Source organism: Paenibacillus sp. FSL H7-0703 (assembly GCF_038003485.1).
Lineage (GTDB): Bacteria > Bacillota > Bacilli > Paenibacillales > Paenibacillaceae > Paenibacillus > Paenibacillus polymyxa_B.
Genome location: NZ_JBBOPF010000001.1, coordinates 4,968,805 through 4,985,506, shown reverse-complemented (window position 1 = coordinate 4,985,506; position 16,702 = coordinate 4,968,805). Strand labels below are relative to the sequence as shown.

Below are 16,702 nucleotides of genomic sequence, written 5' to 3'. Positions count from 1 at the left end.
CATGAACTCACTTGAGCGTATTATCAGATGGGATCGGATATGAAAGCCTATGCTTTTATGGTCCCTTTCAGCCACTACACATCGAACAACTTCAAATAACACGTACCATTAACAATCATGCCTATTTACACATCAGTGGCATGCTCTCCGAAGAACAAGGAGCTGCATGCATCGGACAGGATATGGAGCAAGAGCCCATTGTGATTCGTCAGTTGGATGATCAGGGACAATCGCTGAGAAGATTGTTCCATGGGATTGTTACGCGTATGTCCGTACATTGTGTGCGAGGCGTATATACGTTTGAACTGGAGGCCTCTTCCCATTCGTACCAGATGGATATTAAGCGTAAAAGGCGCTCCTATCAAGATATTCACCGCACCTATGATGATCTGGTCACTGCGCTGGTTCGAAAATATCAATACGGAGATGCCATTGATACGGTAAGCAACCATGCCAAACTGGAGACATTTGTTTTACAATATGAGGAGACCGATTGGGCGTTTTTAAAACGCCTCGCTTCTCGCTTTGGCTCCGTACTCGTGCCAGAGGTAACCGCAGCCTCGCCCAAGGTTTTCTTCGGGATGCCCGAAGGCAAGCAGCATAAGGTGGAGCGGGATGTATTTTATCGAGTACGAAAAACGTTTCATGAGCTGGATACGGAAAAGCCAGGAGAACGTGCTGGCTCGTATGTCACCTATATGATCGAAAGTCTGCAATACTATGCGCTGGGCGACCTCATCACGTTACCTATCGGACAAGGAAAAGAACTGGTCGTAGTTCGGGCAGTGACCACACTAACGGATGGCTTACTGCGTACCCGTTACGATCTTCAAGCCGAACAGGATATCCGCTATGCCCGTTATGAAAACGATCAGGCTACCGGGATTTCGCTGATAGGAACGGTGCTGAAGGTACAGCAGGATTTTGTACAGCTTCAACTGGACATTGACCCAAAGCAAGATCCTGCCAAAGCCTGCTGGTTTCCTGTAGCGACTCGATATGTTGCTGAAGAACATAGCGGCTGGTACGATATGCCTGAAGTAGGAGAACAGGTGGAATTGTATCTGCCTACCCACCGCGAACAGGATGCCTATGTAACGGATTCACTGCGGCAACAACGACACACCAATGGACAGCCGAATGTGAAGGTATGGCAACATGTGCAAGGTAGCGGCGTAGAAATGTCTGAGCATGAGCTGACTCTATCCACCTCCGGTGAATTTTCCATCACACTGCATGAAAGTAGCGGCATTACGATCGACAGTCCAGGGAATGTGCAGATTCAGGGTGGTCACGTAAAGCTTGATGCTGGGCAGGAACTTTCGCTCGAAGCTGGAACGGCGCTGTATCTAAAAGGCGGGGCCAGCAGTATGGTACTGGATGGTGAGACAGATACCAAGGCTCCGGTGATATATCAGGAAGGTACGGTGAAAGCTCCTGTTTTCGTAGCTGACCTCCCTCCTGTACCTGAGCCGCCATTGATGAGCATCAAAGCATATCAGGCAGCGCAAACTCCATCAGCAGCTAAGACATCATCAAGCAGCACTCCTACCGCCAAAGTGACAAGTCCGGCTGCACTTCAACAGGCCAACTCTTTGTTGGGTACGGTGTCCAAGCTATTAGGCTCCATTCCAGTGATGGGAAAAGTGGCTGGCGTTGTTGCAGGAGCTTTAGGTGGACCTGCGACGGGTGTGATTCTGAAAGCAACCGCAGTGATCCCTGTTCGGAGCAAAGGAACTGCTACAATTGGAAGCGGTAAGGGGAGCGGTATTCATCCGTTGAAACACTTGGCTGGTCTAGCACTACAAGGATTGATTACTCAATACGAGCATGAGCAAGCGAGACATGCCTACTATAGCAAATGGATTCTAGGAAAAGTGTATACAAGCGCACGTCATATAGCGCATTCCGGTGGCCCATTAGAGCTGGTTCAAAACTTGCTGGCAGCATCAAAAGCTATGGTTCATGCCTATCAACAGGTACCTAAAAGTGTTAAAGATAGAATGCTGAGGGAATATAAAGAACAAGAAAAAGCTAGAACTGAAGCTGCCCTTAAAGCAAAAAAAGAAGCTGCGCCACCAGAGCTGACAGAAGAAGACTACAAAAGAATCTGGCAGGATTATCTTAGGGCAGCATATACCGAAGACTTTACACCCAAACTTAAACCGGGGAGTTATCGAGGAGAAGATGGTCTTGTCCGTACTCGTGACGGTAAACCGGATCGCCAATACTATAGTGAATGGAAACATAATTATCCCGGCGATTTCTTCATGCTAACTAGGAAGCAAGGAGTATCCGACGAAGAGAAGAAATGGATGTTCTATGCTATTATCACAGAAAACCCTCTTATGTTTGGTGGTCGAGGGGGGATAGACCATACTAAAGAATTAAAGGGGATACTTTCAAAACTGGGTAGAGGAAAAGGGTTCTTTAATATTTCTTCTGGAGTAAGTGCAAAAGTAAGAGTCCAGGAATTATTAGCGAGACAACAAATAGAAGCTAGAGAAAACATAGCTAACCCAAAAAATAACAAAACTCTTGAAACCAAAGGCTACAAACCACAACCAAATGAAAGGTTAACAACGAAAAACCAATATAAACAACAGGATCAACAGGCAAGGAAAACGCTACGAGAGACTGCCTCCAAGGCAACTAGAGAAGAAAATAGTAAAATTCAAAAGAAGGTCATATATAATGTAGCTAAGAGTACAAATACAAGAAAATCCTCAAATATAAAAGAATATTTAAAAAAGGAAAAAGAAATTGTTAAATCGAAGAATACTAAACCTGTAAATTCCTCTATAGAGTCTTTAACAAGAGACCAGGCCAGACAAGGAGCACAAGATCTATTAAAAAATGGGGAAATTAGCTTATCCAATTTAGAATCTATGATCCCCCCAGATACGTCAAATACATTTTTTCCAACAAATACAATTAAAGATGGAGCAAAGTATGAATTTTTACTAACTGATGGACAGAAGGCAATTATTCGATGGCATTCGCCAGATCCTATAGCTGCAAGTAAGTACTCTGGGTCAGTATCAGGAACATGTTGGACTGCACAAATAAAAATAGGTAATAAACAATTAAAAACCGATGGAACATGGACTAAAAATCAATCCTTAAATGAAGTTCACATTCCAATAGAGGGGAAATAAAAAAATGAATCTTAAAGAAATTGAGAAATTACCCGATGTATTACCAACAGAAACATTAGCATTGATGTTTCAAAACGTATTGAATGAATTTAATACTGGTAAAATTGAGAAAAAGGATTTTTTATTAATTCTTAGCCAATTAACAGATAGACAAGTTATGACCTACGAGTTATTGGAAAGTGAAGTAAGAAATAGTATAGATAAGGTTCTTCACAGGTTATGGAATACTGATTCTTATGATGATGTAGATATCATTCTTTCAATTGTTGTAAACCTCGGACTAAAGAATTGCTTTCAAAAAATTAAAGATTCAATAAATCAAGATAAGGATATAAATGAATTAATATTGGAAGAAATAATAGAAGCAATTGATGAAGTTGGTGAAAATATTTCGAATCCATATCATGGTTTAGAAAGATTCAAATAAGCCATGTCAGCAGCTTGTTAATAACTTCGGACAAATTCAATTTATAATATTAACAGATATGCAAACCAACAACTTAACACAAACATGATAGCCTTTTAAAAGCACAGTCCCACTTGAGATACGAGTAGGAATGTGCTTTTTTTATGCCAAAAATAAGCAGTCAATTAGCAGAATGAATCCCAATTCCTATATGAATAACACAACTTGCCCTTCCTCCCTATCAGGGTTACCAACCACATCATAACCTCTGATCCATTCACACAATTGGTCGGTAAATAAATATCAACACGTTCGTTTGCTTTCCATTTAATTTCTGAAAAAACTTAAAATTATGGAGTTACTTCATTAAGTATTCCCCTCACCTCAAACCTAGACTCCATGAAAATGCACCCCTAGCATTTATGGACAAACCAAGAGGCTTGTTCCAACATTTACACTAGGGGATGCTCTTTAACTTCGGCAGGGAAATTTGTATCCCGATAGCTCTTTGCCCATACCGTTTATCAGTTATGCCTTGAATGTTTACCCCTTAACCGACCCGGCCGCGATCCCTTCCACAATCCGGTCACTCATGATGAGGAACACTAGCAAAATGGGCAAAATGCTGATCATCAACGTAGCTCCGATCGCTCCCCAGTCGGTCGTATATTGTCCAATAAAGTTCTGGACACCAACGGTCAGTGTTTTGTTTTCGTCCGAGCTAATGAACGTATTGACGAAAATAAACTCATTCCAGTTATAGATCATGTTAATAATAGATGTCGTTGCCATGACCGGGGTAGTCATGGGCAGCACGATTCGGAAGAACATCCGGTTGACGGAGCAGCCGTCCATAACGGCCGCTTCTTCCACTTCACGGGGCAAGGCGTAATAGAAGCCCAGCAAGATCATCATCGTTGTCGGTAGATTAAAAGCAACATACGACAGGATGATGGAGAGTGAAGTATCTGTTAAATGCAGTTTGAGAAACATACTGAACAACGGAATCAAGGTGGAATGGACTGGAATCATCAGTCCGACCATAAATAGCCCGAGAACCAGCTGACTTCCTTTCCACCGCATACGCGTAATGGCAAACGTTACAAAGCTGGCTAGCAGCACCGTCAACGCCACGGATATGACCGTAATCCACACACTATTGAAAAAATACCGCCCGATATTGCCGCTGGTCCACACATTCATATAGTTCTCCCAATGCGGCTGGGACGGGAGTGCAAACGGCGGAAGGTTAAACACTTCCTGATTATTTTTAAGCGAGAACAGCATCAGCCACACCAGCGGTAAAAGCTGCGTCACCGCCAAGATGATTAAAATGATATACAAAGCGGCATAACCGACCCGAGTTAACATTTTGCCGCGGGTAGCGACTCCTAGCGGATAGTTGGCGGCTGCCTGGGTTTTCATATCCGATCCTCCCTCTTCCTGTCCTTTGTTACCCTCATCTATTAGCAAGACTGCATTATGAATACTGGATGGTGTCACTCGTAGCCGTAACCTTGCGAATCAGCCACGTAGCGATTAGACAGATGAGCAGCAGGGCAAAGGCTGTAGCACTGCCGTATCCAAAATCAAAGCTGCGGAATGCCTGATGGTACATGTAAGAGGCCATCACTTCACTGGCTCCATTCGGTCCACCGTCCGTCATGACGTAGATGAGGTCGAAATATTTGAGCGAGCCGACAATGGACAATATGATCGTAACGTTAATCACCTCGCGCAGCAGGGGCAATTTGATACGAGTCGCAATCTGCCAGGCACTGGCCCCGTCGATCCGGGCAGCCTCCATTAGCGTTTCGGGAATGTTTTTCAGCCCGGCATAATAGATCAGGATATAAAAGCCTGCATATTGCCAAATAATCGGAATGAACAAAGCAAACAGCACCAAGGACGGATTAGCTAACCATTCAGGCGGATTGTGGACTCCGACCGACGCCAGTATGGAATTGAACACTCCGTTCGTTGGATGATACATTTTGAGCCACAGCTGTGCGATCGCTACAGATGACAACAGCATGGGAATCAGATAAATTTTCCGCAGCAGATTCGCTCCCTTGATTTTTCCTGACAAAATCATCGCAATGACCAGATAACCGATCAGACTGATGCCTGAAAACAAGGCCAACAGCAGCGAATGCCAGGCACTTTGCCAGAATGCACTGTCAGTGAGCAAATGTTGATAATTGTCCAGCCCCACAAAAGTCATAGAGCCGATTCCATTCCACTGATTCAGGCCGTAATAGCCGGTCAGAACGATGGGCACATATATTACGGCGAATAACAGCAGCAGAGAAGGCAATACATAGAGAGCAATGACAAGCTTATTGGACATGACCTTTTCCACGGTCGGACCTCCTTAGGTGGTCAATTTCAATTTCCTTTCTCGATGGCAGCCTTATGCTGCTCGGCAAATTGTTGCGGTGTCACCGCTTTACCAAACAACGCCTGAATCATATTCAAATGTACCTGCGCTGCATTCGGCTTCATCTGTACATCGGCGAACAATGTAATGCTGCTGGCTTGATTCAGTCCGTTCAGCAAATCGACATACAGCTTGGGCAATTTTTCTTTGGAGGTGTCCACTTTCGTCGCCGGAATTACGCCCGCCTGTGTGACCGATTGCTCTCCCCATTTGACTACGAAGTATTCAACGAACGCTTTGGCCTCTTCTTTTACCTTGGAATTTTCCGAAACGAACAAGCCTACTCCCGGACCTCCTACCCAACTGTTCTCGTTGCCCTTGCCGCCTGCAACCATCGGGAATTTAAAGAAGCCAATTTGATCTTTAAATGCTTGTGGGATTGCGGGATTGGTCGTAAAATTCGGCAATTCCCAAGTAGCCATCAAATACATCGCTGCCTTGTCGTTCATAAACTCGGATTTTCCCTCATCATTGGACAAGCCGTTAAATCCTTTGTTAAAGGCATTCATATCCACAAGCGTCTGGACTTCGGAGGCCGCCTGAATTAAACCAGGGTCATCGAACGATCCTGAACCGTCAATCGCTTTTTTCAGCGTTTCGTTACCTGCTATACGCTCTGCCAGATACATGTACCAGAGTGAGCCGGTCCAGCGGTCTTTATTGCCCAATGCAATCGGTGCAACTCCATGATCCGTAAGTGTTTTCACAACCTGCTTAAACTCGTCAAATGTCACAGGTACCTTCAAGTTGTATTTTTGGAATATGGCTTTGTTGTAATAAATAGGTGTTATGTTCAATTCAATCGGAAGCGCATACGTTTTGCCATTCAGCGCATAAGCTTCGGTCGTTCCCGGTACAAATTTGTCCTTCAGCTTGGAACCATTCAACAGGTCATCCATCGGTGTAAATAATCCACCTTTAACGTAAGGCTCCATAAAACCCGCTGCCCAGGTGATGCCGATATCCGGCAATTCATTGGAAGCTGACAGCACTTTGAGTTTGTTTTTGTATTGTTCATTTTCCAGCACTTCCTGCTGAATGACGACATTCGGATGATCCTTTTGGTATTGATCTATAATCTGAGTCACAAGCTTGCTCTGCTGTGCCGAGCTTCCCTCTGGCCACAGGTGCATCATTTTGAGTGTAACCTTTCCCCCTTCTCCACTGGAACCGCCTTGACCATCCTTACCAGCACCGCAACCGGATAGCACCAGCATGAATGACAGCAGCAGGGTCAACCCAGCAAACCATTTTTGATGTGAGCGCTTACGCAAACCATACTCGTTGGACATCGTTAGACCTCCGTTTGTTGTATTTATATTTTTGTAACCGTTATCATTTGTTAGTTTAGCACTCCATTCCTGCTTCCAACAGGGTACACTCATTGGGTATAATTCCACTTTTATTGGGTTTGATCTGCCTACTGTCAGTCGATATTTTCCGGCCCTGTACGCATCTGCTGCCTGTAGCGGCTAGGACTTATCCCCTCGGTCGCTTTGAATACTTTAATAAAATATTTATCTGTCCGGTAGCCTGATCGCTCGCCGATTTGGGCAATCGTCAACTGGGTATGCAGCAGCAGCTCCTTGGCCCGTTGAATCCGCAGTCGATGCAGATACTCGCTGAAGGACAAACCACTTTGCTCCTTGAATAAAACACTAAAATAGCTCGCATTCAGGTGTGAATGCGCGGCAGTCTGCGCCATCGTAATGGATTCGTGAAGATGCTCCGCCATATAGGTGAAGGCACGTCGTACCGGATCACTAAGAGTAGCCGCCTGGAGATCAAGCTCTAGCAGAACAGGGTCAGCCAGCTTGTCCAGCTTCTCGTACCGTTGCCGCTCCTCTTCCAGCCGAAGCGCTTCATTGACCGCATTCAGCAGCTCATGCTTATCAATCGGTTTGAGCAAATAATTGACGGCTCCCAGACGAAGAGCCTGCTGGACATAATCAAACTCCGCATAACCCGAGATGACAATGATCGCTGGTCGTCGTGAATCCCGTTCCAGAGAGCGGATTAAATCCAGACCACTGAATTCCGGCAACCGGACATCCGTAATCAAGAGATGAACGGTCTCTGCACGCAGTATATTTAACGCTTCCAAACCATTATCGAATGTCACAATCCGGTATTTCCCGGCGGCCCATTGCTCCAATGTCTGGTGTATCCCCTGACGTGTTCGCTGTTCATCGTCTACAATGACAATGGTTTTGGATGAAACACTCATTCCTACCGCCCTCCATATTCATCAGGAATTTCAAAAGCGACCACAGTTCCTTCCTGCTCAGCACTATGTATCAGCATACCGTCCGTTGGATAAGATGCGCTGTCATAATAGAGAGCGAGCCTGCGCTGCACATTCACTAGTCCCATACCGGTTCCCTTGCTCTCGCAGGCTGCTCCCCCCATCAACGCTGTACGCACAGCCGCAAGTTCTTCCATTGTCATTCCAGGTCCGTTATCTATGACCGCGATCTTGGTCCAACCCGATCTGGTCGAAGGAGTGACACTAATTTCAACACGGCCGTTGCCGATGCGATTTTCGACACCATGCAAAATGGCATTCTCTAGAATAGGCTGGATCAGCAGTTTAGGAAGCGGAATTCTGGCTGCCTCTGAAGGCATATGAATTTTCCAGCTTAGACGTTCACCCAGACGCATCTCCATCAGTTCCAGATAACGACGGATTTGCGCCATTTCTTCCCCGAGGGTCACCCAAGAGTCATGATGAGCCGGTTCGATAACATAACGAAACAGCCGCGACATGGACACCATCAGCCCGGCAAGCTCCTCCTCTCCCTTCTCCTGTAGCGACCAGTTGAAAGCATCCAGCGTATTAAAAAGAAAATGCGGATTGATCTGCGCCTGCAGAGCTTTAAGCTCGGTCTGGCTTTGTAAAACCTCCTTCTCGCAAATAACACGGATCAATTCATTGATATCGACAATCATCGTATTGTACTCTGCGTTCAATTCTCGCAGCTCGACCGCTGCTGCCGGTTCTGGATTCAGGGCCAATGCCCCTTCCCGTGAACGACGCATCGCCTGAATCAAGTGACCTATCGGTCTTGTAATCAACGTAGACAACATAAAGGACATGAACAGAAATAGCACGGCACCAAGAGACGCGGAAATGATAAGTGTAGTCCGTAAAACCGTAATTCCGTCTGTGACGACGCTAACCGGAATCAGGATCAGCAGCGACCAGCCCGTCCGCTCCGACTGCTGAACTGCCTTCACATATTCCCGCTCCCCAATATGAACCGTCTGTGTCTTGCTATGCAGTACACCTGACAAATCCGTCTGGTTCATTGGTTCACCCGACAGCAGCTGGCCTTGACGATCTACAAGCAGCATGGTTTCATCCGCTTCTTCATTGACCGCTGACGCACCATTCAGTCCAAAATAACTTCGCTCCATACGGGTAATCAAGTACCCTCCACGTGAGAACCAGCGATCCACCAGACTCACCTGCCGAATTGCCAGCAGTGACCGGGAGTCTTCGGGATCAATGCCGATCCAGACCAGTCTTCCTTTCATCTGATTCGCTTCCCGGATGTCTGCCTGTCCAATACGTTCCTCCAGACTGCCCTCTCTAATTGGAAACAACATCTTTCCTTCGGCGGTATACAGCTCCAGTGAGCCGACACTCGGCATATATGCCTGATAGCTATGCATCACTTGCAGTAGGGATTGACGCTGTCCAAAATTTACCTTGCCCCCGTTACGCTCCTCCAGCAAAATATGCTGAACAGACGGGTGATTCGCGACCTGCTCCGTCAAGCTGTCCATCTGGCCGATTAATGCATCCAGCCTACCGCTTGCTTGTACGGCGGTCTGACCAATATGCCGCTCGGCACTGTCTTTTAACAGGTGAGATACATTGAGATAAATGAACGCACCCGCCACACTCATCATAATGAGCATCACCAGTATAAATCCGATAAAAATCTGATTACGTAATGTGTTTAATGGCTGAAACCTTGACCTTGAACGCATAAGCCTTCTCCCCCTGAACCATCGCAGAAAAATGGGTGATGATAACGCTTTCCTTTTCCTATTCTATCGCATCGTTCGTCTTTGTTGGCATATTTTCAGCAGAGATTAATCAAAAGGGGCAGGAATGCTATGAAATAGAAAGGTCGTAGGGTAAACGAAAAAAATGACTCCCGACAAATGCAGGAGCCATCTACTGACCAGTTAAACCGAAGCTTCTTTCAAATCACCCAAACTAAGGTACCGTCCAGGCTCCGAAACTTGTATATGAAATGGGTATCCTATTGGAGCGCAGCCAAAATGCGGTCGCACAGCTCCATCGTTTTCACGTTATCCCGTCCACTTGAATCAGGCGTCCGTCCTTCTTGGCAGCAGTTCATGAAATGTGCGATTTCACCAACAAAACCGCGCAAGTACAAATCACGGTATCCGCCCGACATCGCGGAAGCTGACGGTGTCAGAACCGTATCGGTTTCCGCAAGGGATTTCCAAGGAAGCTCTGTATGACTCTCCGACTTGTGAATGATCAGTGTGTTCACTTCATCCGCGTTCGCAAAACCGTGATCAAAGGTTACCGTGATCCCTTCACTCTCGCGTGTCCATGCTGTCATACCTGCGAAGTATACGCTGCCCACTACACCATTTTCAAATTTCAGGGCAATCGTATGGGAAATACACTCGCCGTTATCGTTCGCAAATCCGGTAACCTGCGCCACTTCTCCGAACAAATAACGTACCAGATCGACCATATGAACCGCCGCTAGCTTCATGAAATCTTCGCCGGTTTTACAAAACAGGGTACTGTCCACGAGGAATTTTGCCTGAAATGAGCGTGCGGCTCCAAGCGTGCCACCCTCAATCAATTCTTTTAATTTTATGTATACAGGTGCGTAGCGCTTCATGAAACCGACCATCAGTACGACACCCGCTGCTTCTGCCGCATCTGCAATTCGGGCCGCTTCCTCCGCATTCCAGCCCAATGGCTTGTCTACAAAAACATGTTTTCCAGCCTTAATGCAGTCCAGTACGAGCGAAGGATGATCTGCCGCTTGTGCAATCACGACAACTCCATCACAGTCTTCCTGCTCCAGCATAGCCTTGTAATTGTCATAAGGTGTGCCGCTGCTTCCAAACCGCTGAAGTGCTGTCTTCGATCTGCTTAGATCTCTAGTCGCAATCGCCTGAATTTCAGCACCTGCCCCAATAACGGCAGGATATATATTCGTTGAAGCGTGAAAGCCCGCCCCGATAAAACACAGCTTCGCCTTGCTCATGTTAGTCCCTCCCATGTACACACTAAAATAATCCGATCCCATCGTACCATATTGCCGAAGTATATATACAGTGGCATAAAGATAAAGGACATGATTCTTAAGGAGAACAAGCTAAAAAAACCTTAACAAAGATAATCCCTTATCATTGTTAAGGCTCTGTCTGCATCACCAGTAACGATCCTTAAATACACATTCAATTACAGGGTTCAGGTGTTATCTTATGGATAACGAAGCCCATTTTTGCTCCAGCCACTGATCAAATTCAGCACCCTTGTCACCTTCATAGATGTCATAAATATCGACTCTCATCTTGTGCAACTTTTCGCGAAAATCGTTATAGGTATGGTCGGCTGGCAGGCTTTTTTTAATCCGTACCAGAATCTTCGTCAGACCCTTAACAAGCTCACCCTCTTTGCGCACAGGCGGCTGTACATTCTCGCCCCATTCCTGAAGTCTGCGGTAAGCGGCTTCCTGAACGGCATATACCGTATCATTATTCAACCGGTGTGTCAGCAAGTCAATCGTCTGCTGGTTCTTCCATTCACCCAGATCATTTACCGCGGCTAGGCGTGTTTTCCAATCGGAGGTTCGGTTTGCAGCTACTTTAAGCTGCTCATATACTTCTGCAAATTCCTGCTGAGTTTCGTTGTTTTCCAAAATCATCTCATCCTTTTCTAAAAATCACTATATTACTGTTCATCACGATTGCCGTTTGTTAAATATAACATACTTGCCGGTCTTCTTCTAAAAAAAGATAAAAATGAAATGATCGGACGTTACAGGAAATCTGCACGTGCTGGTGTAAATGCATCTAGCAGAATACCGCCATCCTCCAGTGGGATACAGCCATGAAGAGTATCGGATGGAAAATGGATGCTGTCTCCTTCTTTGACGGTCTGGACTTCCTTTGTTTCGCCATCATCAATCATGAACTTAAAACTTCCCTTCACTACATAGGTGACTTGTTCATGGACATGCTTATGCAACAGGATCTCCCCTGTTTGTGCTTTAGCAAACATCACTTTGACATACATAAGCTGGTCGCTGTGGGCCAGCACTTTCCGGGTGGTATTACTGTCAACGATATCAATTTGAATATCTTGATCGTTAAAAAACATGGATAATTCCTCCTCTTTTTAAGCGCAAATGATTTTGACGCAAATAATTTAGATAAGTTATTTTGGAAAAACTCATAAATCGATTTAGTTTAAAACCAGCGGAAAATAAGCCAAAGTACTCCAGAAAGAGTAGTAAAGTCGGGATCGGCGAATGTTACTCCTTCGGCACCCAAAAAGGAAAAGAGCGGCAAGGTGAGGGCCGGCAGCAGACAGAGCAAGAATCCATTAAGACAACTGGAAATAACAGCTCCTCTGAAACCACCGCTGGAATTGCCGAATATCGCGGCTGCACCACCAGCGAGGAAGCAGGCCATGATCCCCGGCACAATGACAGGCAATCCGATAAACGGGAAAAGAAAGACGCAGGCAACGCCTGTGAAGAAGCTGACCAAGAAGCCTACCAACGCGGAATTGGGTGATTTATCGAACAGTACCAGAACATCCACACCAGGGATTGCTCCAGGTGCGAACACTTGGGAGAAGCCTTTGAAAGCGGGTACAATTTCAGTTGTAAAAAGCTTAACACCTGCTTTTGCGATATACAAGCCGGCAGCAAAAATAGCTGACTGTTCGAGAATGAAGACGATATATTCTTTGCCATCCGATAATTTGCTGACATAATCAGAACCAGCAACCAGTCCAGATACCAGTAAAAGCACAAGCATCGTCAAGGTCGTTGCAACATTGGGGTCGCGCAAAAAACTGATGCGGTCATTAATGTTCACATTTTCGGTGTCATTTTCACGGTTGCCAAAAACTTTCCCTAAATAGGTACCCAGAATGTAAGAGGTCATGGAAGCATGAGCAATCGTATATTCATCCGATTTAATAATGTTTTTGCTGGCATTCCGGAGTAGGTAAGGAAACACCGCCATATAGCTCCCAATTACCAAAGAACCGACGATAATCGTAGTCAGCGAACTGAGACCCAGACCTTTCATAACGGCTGTAGCGGCAAAGCTCATAAACAAAATCAAGTGAAGAGACAAATAAATGTACTTGAACTTGGTCAGGCGTGCAAGCACGATGTTAAGGATCATGGAAAAGAGTAGAATGAGCGCAGCATCCGCCCCGATCTGATCAATGGTCAGTGCCATAATGGCTTCATTGCTTGGTACGACACCTTTAAGGTTGAACGCATAAGAAAAAATTTGGCTGAAGTTAGTGAGAACGCCACCTAAAATGCCGCCGCCGACCTTGATCATGGTGAAACCCATAAAAGAAAGGGTAGTTCCCGTAATGATCTCTGATACTTTCTTCCTCTGGAATATAAGGCCGAGTAATGTCACAATCGCGATAATGATGGATGGCTCCCTGATAATGCTCATAAACATTTTCATAGTGATCTCCGACTTTCTTTTATTTATTTTCCATTCTTACTAAATCGATTTAGTAATACTCGAAAAAAATTTCCCTCTCGGGAATGTAAAAAGAAGCAGAATCATTTTTTGTGAATTAAATCACAACTTACCCCATACATTATTCGTTAAGTTCCATTCCTCCCCTCTCTTCAATCGCAATCATCACTAAAATCAGGACATACATAAATGAAAGGGTATTCATGACTCGAATCATAAGATCATTATAGCTCTTTATTTTCTTTTTACAATAGAATTTATAAAAACGTTTTCAAAAAGATGAAAAGGACTTATTCAATCATTCAGTTCAGTTTTTGGACAGATTCTCTGTGGTTAATGACCGGATTCATTCGGATGATTTCTGACAGCTCCTCAAGATCCTGTTCTTTTTGATCAATTTTCTCCAGCAGTAGCCTCGCACTTCTTTTCCCCATTTCAAAACTCGGCTGGGAAACGGTTGTGATCGGCGGATTATAAAAAGATGCAAAGGATACATCATCGATGCCAATCAAGGAAAAGTCATTAGGTATGGTCAGATGATTATTTTTTGCATAAATCAGCACCTGCTCCAAAATCATGTCATTCGTAGCAATAATTGCGGTGGGCGGATTCTCCATGTGGAATAGTTGTCCAATCAGATTAGGCATTTCATCCAACCTGCCGCTTTTGATATAGTTTTCATTCACTGATATGTCATGTTTGCCCAACGTATTTCGATAACCTGACAGCCGCTCACTTCGTGTGGTGATCGCTTTTTTGCCTAAGGGGAACGTGATAATCCCAATGTTGTTATGACCATGCTCAATGAGTGCTTCAACCGCAAGCTCGCTGGCCTTTTCATTATTCAACAGCACTGTGTCTACGCTGATTTCATCGATTTTTCGGTCCACAAACACGAAAGGATAGCCATTTTTGACAAGGGAAACATATAATTTCTTGTTCTCTTCCGTCGGGAAAATGATAAGTCCATCCACTTGCCGAGCAATCATCGACTGGACATACTTTTTCTCTTTGAGCGAATCATCATCGGTATTGCAGACAATGACCTGGACATTTTCCAGTTGGCATTCATCTTCAATGGCACGCACGACTTCTGTTGTAAATCTCGATAAAATGGTTGAAGAAATAACCCCCACAATGAAGGTCTTCTTCTGCTTGAGACTACGTGCCACCTCATTAGGTATATAACTGAGATCCTCAATCGCTTGCTCGATCTTCTTCTTGGTGTTTTCACTCATATAGTTGTACCTCTTTTGCAGAAACTGCGAAACTGTACTCTTCGACACCCCGGCACGTTCTGCAACTTCCTTCATCGTTGTCACCATAATTACCCTCCTTTCTTTTTCTGCATGTCAGGCGTATTAATTTTCAAATATAATTCTGCAACCTGTATGTAAAGTGAATTTCACTTTATTATATACCTTCTTTTACAGCAGGAAAATATAATAAATGAGGAGTTAGAGCGTGCCCTCAGCCCCTAAACAACCGCTCCCACAAAAGCTGGACACTTAGCTTAACCATCCGTTGCTACGAATCTATTGAATTCGAACGAAATCTTAGAAATATACGAATTTTATGAACTTGTTTGATGGAAGATTTGAACATAAAATGAAATTGTAATCGGTTACAAAAACATTCATATAAAGGAGGAAGCAAAAACATGAAGAAAAAAGGACTGAAAAAAACATTTTTCGTCATTGCCTCCCTCGTAATGGGCTTCACACTGTATGGCTATACTCCCGCTTCAGCAGATGCAGCCAGTGTGAAAGGATATTATCACACCCAAGGAAACAAGATTGTAGACGAATCCGGGAAAGAAGCGGCATTTAACGGCCTGAACTGGTTCGGTCTGGAAACCCCTAATTACACCTTGCATGGACTGTGGAGCCGCTCAATGGACGACATGCTGGATCAGGTGAAGAAAGAAGGCTACAATCTGATCCGTTTGCCTTACAGCAATCAGTTGTTCGATTCCAGTTCTCGTCCAGACAGTATTGATTATCACAAAAACCCTGATCTGGTCGGATTAACTCCGATTCAAATTATGGACAAGCTGATCGAAAAAGCTGGACAACGCGGTATTCAGATTATCCTTGACCGTCACCGTCCAAGCTCAGGTGGGCAATCCGAGCTGTGGTACACATCCCAGTACCCTGAGTCTCGCTGGATTAACGACTGGAAAATGTTGGCTGATCGTTATAAAAACAACCCTACCGTCATTGGTGCGGATTTACACAATGAGCCACACGGTCAAGCAAGCTGGGGCACAGGCAATGCCTCCACAGACTGGCGTCTGGCGGCACAACGTGCAGGGAATGCAATTCTGTCCGTGAATCCGAATTGGCTGATTCTCGTAGAAGGTGTAGACCACAATGTACAAGGCAACAATAGCCAATACTGGTGGGGTGGCAACCTGACAGGTGTAGCCAACTATCCTGTAGTTCTGGACGTACCGAACCGTGTCGTATATTCTCCACATGATTACGGCCCTGGTGTGTCTTCGCAGCCATGGTTCAACGACCCGGCCTTCCCGTCCAACCTGCCAGCGATCTGGGATCAAACCTGGGGCTACATCAGCAAGCAGAACATAGCTCCGGTGCTGGTCGGTGAATTCGGCGGTCGTAATGTTGATTTGTCTACTACTGAGGGGAAATGGCAAAATGCACTCGTAGACTATATTGGTGCCAACAACCTGTACTTTACGTACTGGTCCCTGAATCCGAATAGCGGCGACACAGGCGGTCTGCTGCTGGACGACTGGGTTACCTGGAATCGTCCAAAGCAAGATATGCTGAGTCGAATTATGAAGCCTGTTATTTTCGTAGCGGAACAAGTAAAAGAAACCGCCGAATAAGCCTGTCGCCTGCTCCGCGGGTGTATGACAACGGCCCATCCTTTGGGCATTTGATACAGGACAGACTGCCCATGTTTTTTGCTGATTATCGTGAATGAGTA

13 protein-coding genes are annotated in these 16,702 nt (G+C 45.2%); 3 read left to right on the top strand and 10 right to left on the bottom strand.

All coding sequences use genetic code 11. From position 1 onward, the window contains the following. Positions 1-11: 11 nt before the first annotated feature. Both MHB46_RS22390 and MHB46_RS22385 read left to right on the top strand, forming a co-directional pair. The gene (locus tag MHB46_RS22390) at positions 12-3,158 is read left to right on the top strand and encodes a contractile injection system protein, VgrG/Pvc8 family (RefSeq protein WP_341163461.1); all 3,147 of its coding nucleotides are present in this window, start codon (positions 12-14) and stop codon (positions 3,156-3,158) included. A 4-nt stretch (positions 3,159-3,162) separates the two neighbouring features. Then, complete coding sequence (locus MHB46_RS22385) at positions 3,163-3,585, top strand: hypothetical protein (RefSeq protein WP_220030017.1); 423 nt, start codon at positions 3,163-3,165, stop codon at positions 3,583-3,585. Between the two features lie 522 nt (positions 3,586-4,107). On the opposite strand, the gene MHB46_RS22380 is transcribed toward MHB46_RS22385, so the two are convergent. The 10 genes from MHB46_RS22380 to MHB46_RS22335 all read right to left on the bottom strand — a co-directional run bounded on the left by MHB46_RS22380 (position 4,108) and on the right by MHB46_RS22335 (position 15,072). Next, positions 4,108-4,989: a carbohydrate ABC transporter permease gene (locus MHB46_RS22380; protein WP_013311404.1), complete on the bottom strand. Its 882-nt coding sequence runs from the start codon at positions 4,987-4,989 to the stop codon at positions 4,108-4,110. Between the two features lie 55 nt (positions 4,990-5,044). Continuing rightward, positions 5,045-5,926: a carbohydrate ABC transporter permease gene (locus MHB46_RS22375; RefSeq protein WP_039273005.1), complete on the bottom strand. Its 882-nt coding sequence runs from the start codon at positions 5,924-5,926 to the stop codon at positions 5,045-5,047. Positions 5,927-5,952: 26 nt separating this feature from the next. Next, complete coding sequence (locus MHB46_RS22370) at positions 5,953-7,296, bottom strand: extracellular solute-binding protein (protein ID WP_341163460.1); 1,344 nt, start codon at positions 7,294-7,296, stop codon at positions 5,953-5,955. 134 nt (positions 7,297-7,430) lie between these two features. Continuing rightward, on the bottom strand, positions 7,431-8,231 hold the full coding sequence (locus tag MHB46_RS22365) for a response regulator (protein WP_341163459.1): 801 nt from the start codon (positions 8,229-8,231) through the stop codon (positions 7,431-7,433). Between the two features lie 2 nt (positions 8,232-8,233). Then, positions 8,234-10,000, bottom strand: coding sequence for a cache domain-containing sensor histidine kinase (locus tag MHB46_RS22360; protein ID WP_341163458.1), 1,767 nt, complete (start codon positions 9,998-10,000; stop codon positions 8,234-8,236). 278 nt (positions 10,001-10,278) lie between these two features. Then, the gene (locus MHB46_RS22355) at positions 10,279-11,271 is read right to left on the bottom strand and encodes a Gfo/Idh/MocA family protein (protein ID WP_341163457.1); all 993 of its coding nucleotides are present in this window, start codon (positions 11,269-11,271) and stop codon (positions 10,279-10,281) included. Positions 11,272-11,484: 213 nt separating this feature from the next. Continuing rightward, the gene (locus MHB46_RS22350; protein WP_341163456.1) at positions 11,485-11,928 is read right to left on the bottom strand and encodes a HEAT repeat domain-containing protein; all 444 of its coding nucleotides are present in this window, start codon (positions 11,926-11,928) and stop codon (positions 11,485-11,487) included. Positions 11,929-12,047: 119 nt separating this feature from the next. Next, entirely contained in the window at positions 12,048-12,389 is a 342-nt protein-coding gene (locus tag MHB46_RS22345) for a cupin domain-containing protein (protein WP_341163455.1), read from the bottom strand. Between the two features lie 89 nt (positions 12,390-12,478). Next, a complete protein-coding gene (locus tag MHB46_RS22340) occupies positions 12,479-13,729 on the bottom strand; it encodes a PTS ascorbate transporter subunit IIC (RefSeq protein ID WP_341163454.1) in 1,251 nt (416 codons plus the stop codon). 320 nt (positions 13,730-14,049) lie between these two features. Continuing rightward, on the bottom strand, positions 14,050-15,072 hold the full coding sequence (locus MHB46_RS22335; RefSeq protein ID WP_341163453.1) for a substrate-binding domain-containing protein: 1,023 nt from the start codon (positions 15,070-15,072) through the stop codon (positions 14,050-14,052). Positions 15,073-15,407: 335 nt separating this feature from the next. On the opposite strand from MHB46_RS22335, the gene MHB46_RS22330 reads away from it, so the two are divergent. Beyond that, the gene (locus tag MHB46_RS22330; protein ID WP_341163452.1) at positions 15,408-16,601 is read left to right on the top strand and encodes a glycoside hydrolase family 5 protein; all 1,194 of its coding nucleotides are present in this window, start codon (positions 15,408-15,410) and stop codon (positions 16,599-16,601) included. The last annotated feature ends 101 nt before the right edge of the window (positions 16,602-16,702 follow it).

What these genes read in the sequence shown, in the direction of transcription:
- MHB46_RS22355 (WP_341163457.1), bottom strand. Translation starts at nt 11,271, where the DNA reads ATGAGCAAGGCGAAGCTGTGTTTTATCGGGGCGGGCTTTCACGCTTCA.
- MHB46_RS22345 (WP_341163455.1), bottom strand. Translation starts at nt 12,389, where the DNA reads ATGTTTTTTAACGATCAAGATATTCAAATTGATATCGTTGACAGTAAT.
- MHB46_RS22330 (WP_341163452.1), top strand. Translation starts at nt 15,408, where the DNA reads ATGAAGAAAAAAGGACTGAAAAAAACATTTTTCGTCATTGCCTCCCTC.
- MHB46_RS22365 (WP_341163459.1), bottom strand. Translation starts at nt 8,231, where the DNA reads ATGAGTGTTTCATCCAAAACCATTGTCATTGTAGACGATGAACAGCGA.
- MHB46_RS22380 (WP_013311404.1), bottom strand. Translation starts at nt 4,989, where the DNA reads ATGAAAACCCAGGCAGCCGCCAACTATCCGCTAGGAGTCGCTACCCGC.
- MHB46_RS22370 (WP_341163460.1), bottom strand. Translation starts at nt 7,296, where the DNA reads ATGTCCAACGAGTATGGTTTGCGTAAGCGCTCACATCAAAAATGGTTT.
- MHB46_RS22385 (WP_220030017.1), top strand. Translation starts at nt 3,163, where the DNA reads ATGAATCTTAAAGAAATTGAGAAATTACCCGATGTATTACCAACAGAA.
- MHB46_RS22360 (WP_341163458.1), bottom strand. Translation starts at nt 10,000, where the DNA reads ATGCGTTCAAGGTCAAGGTTTCAGCCATTAAACACATTACGTAATCAG.
- MHB46_RS22335 (WP_341163453.1), bottom strand. Translation starts at nt 15,072, where the DNA reads ATGGTGACAACGATGAAGGAAGTTGCAGAACGTGCCGGGGTGTCGAAG.
- MHB46_RS22340 (WP_341163454.1), bottom strand. Translation starts at nt 13,729, where the DNA reads ATGAAAATGTTTATGAGCATTATCAGGGAGCCATCCATCATTATCGCG.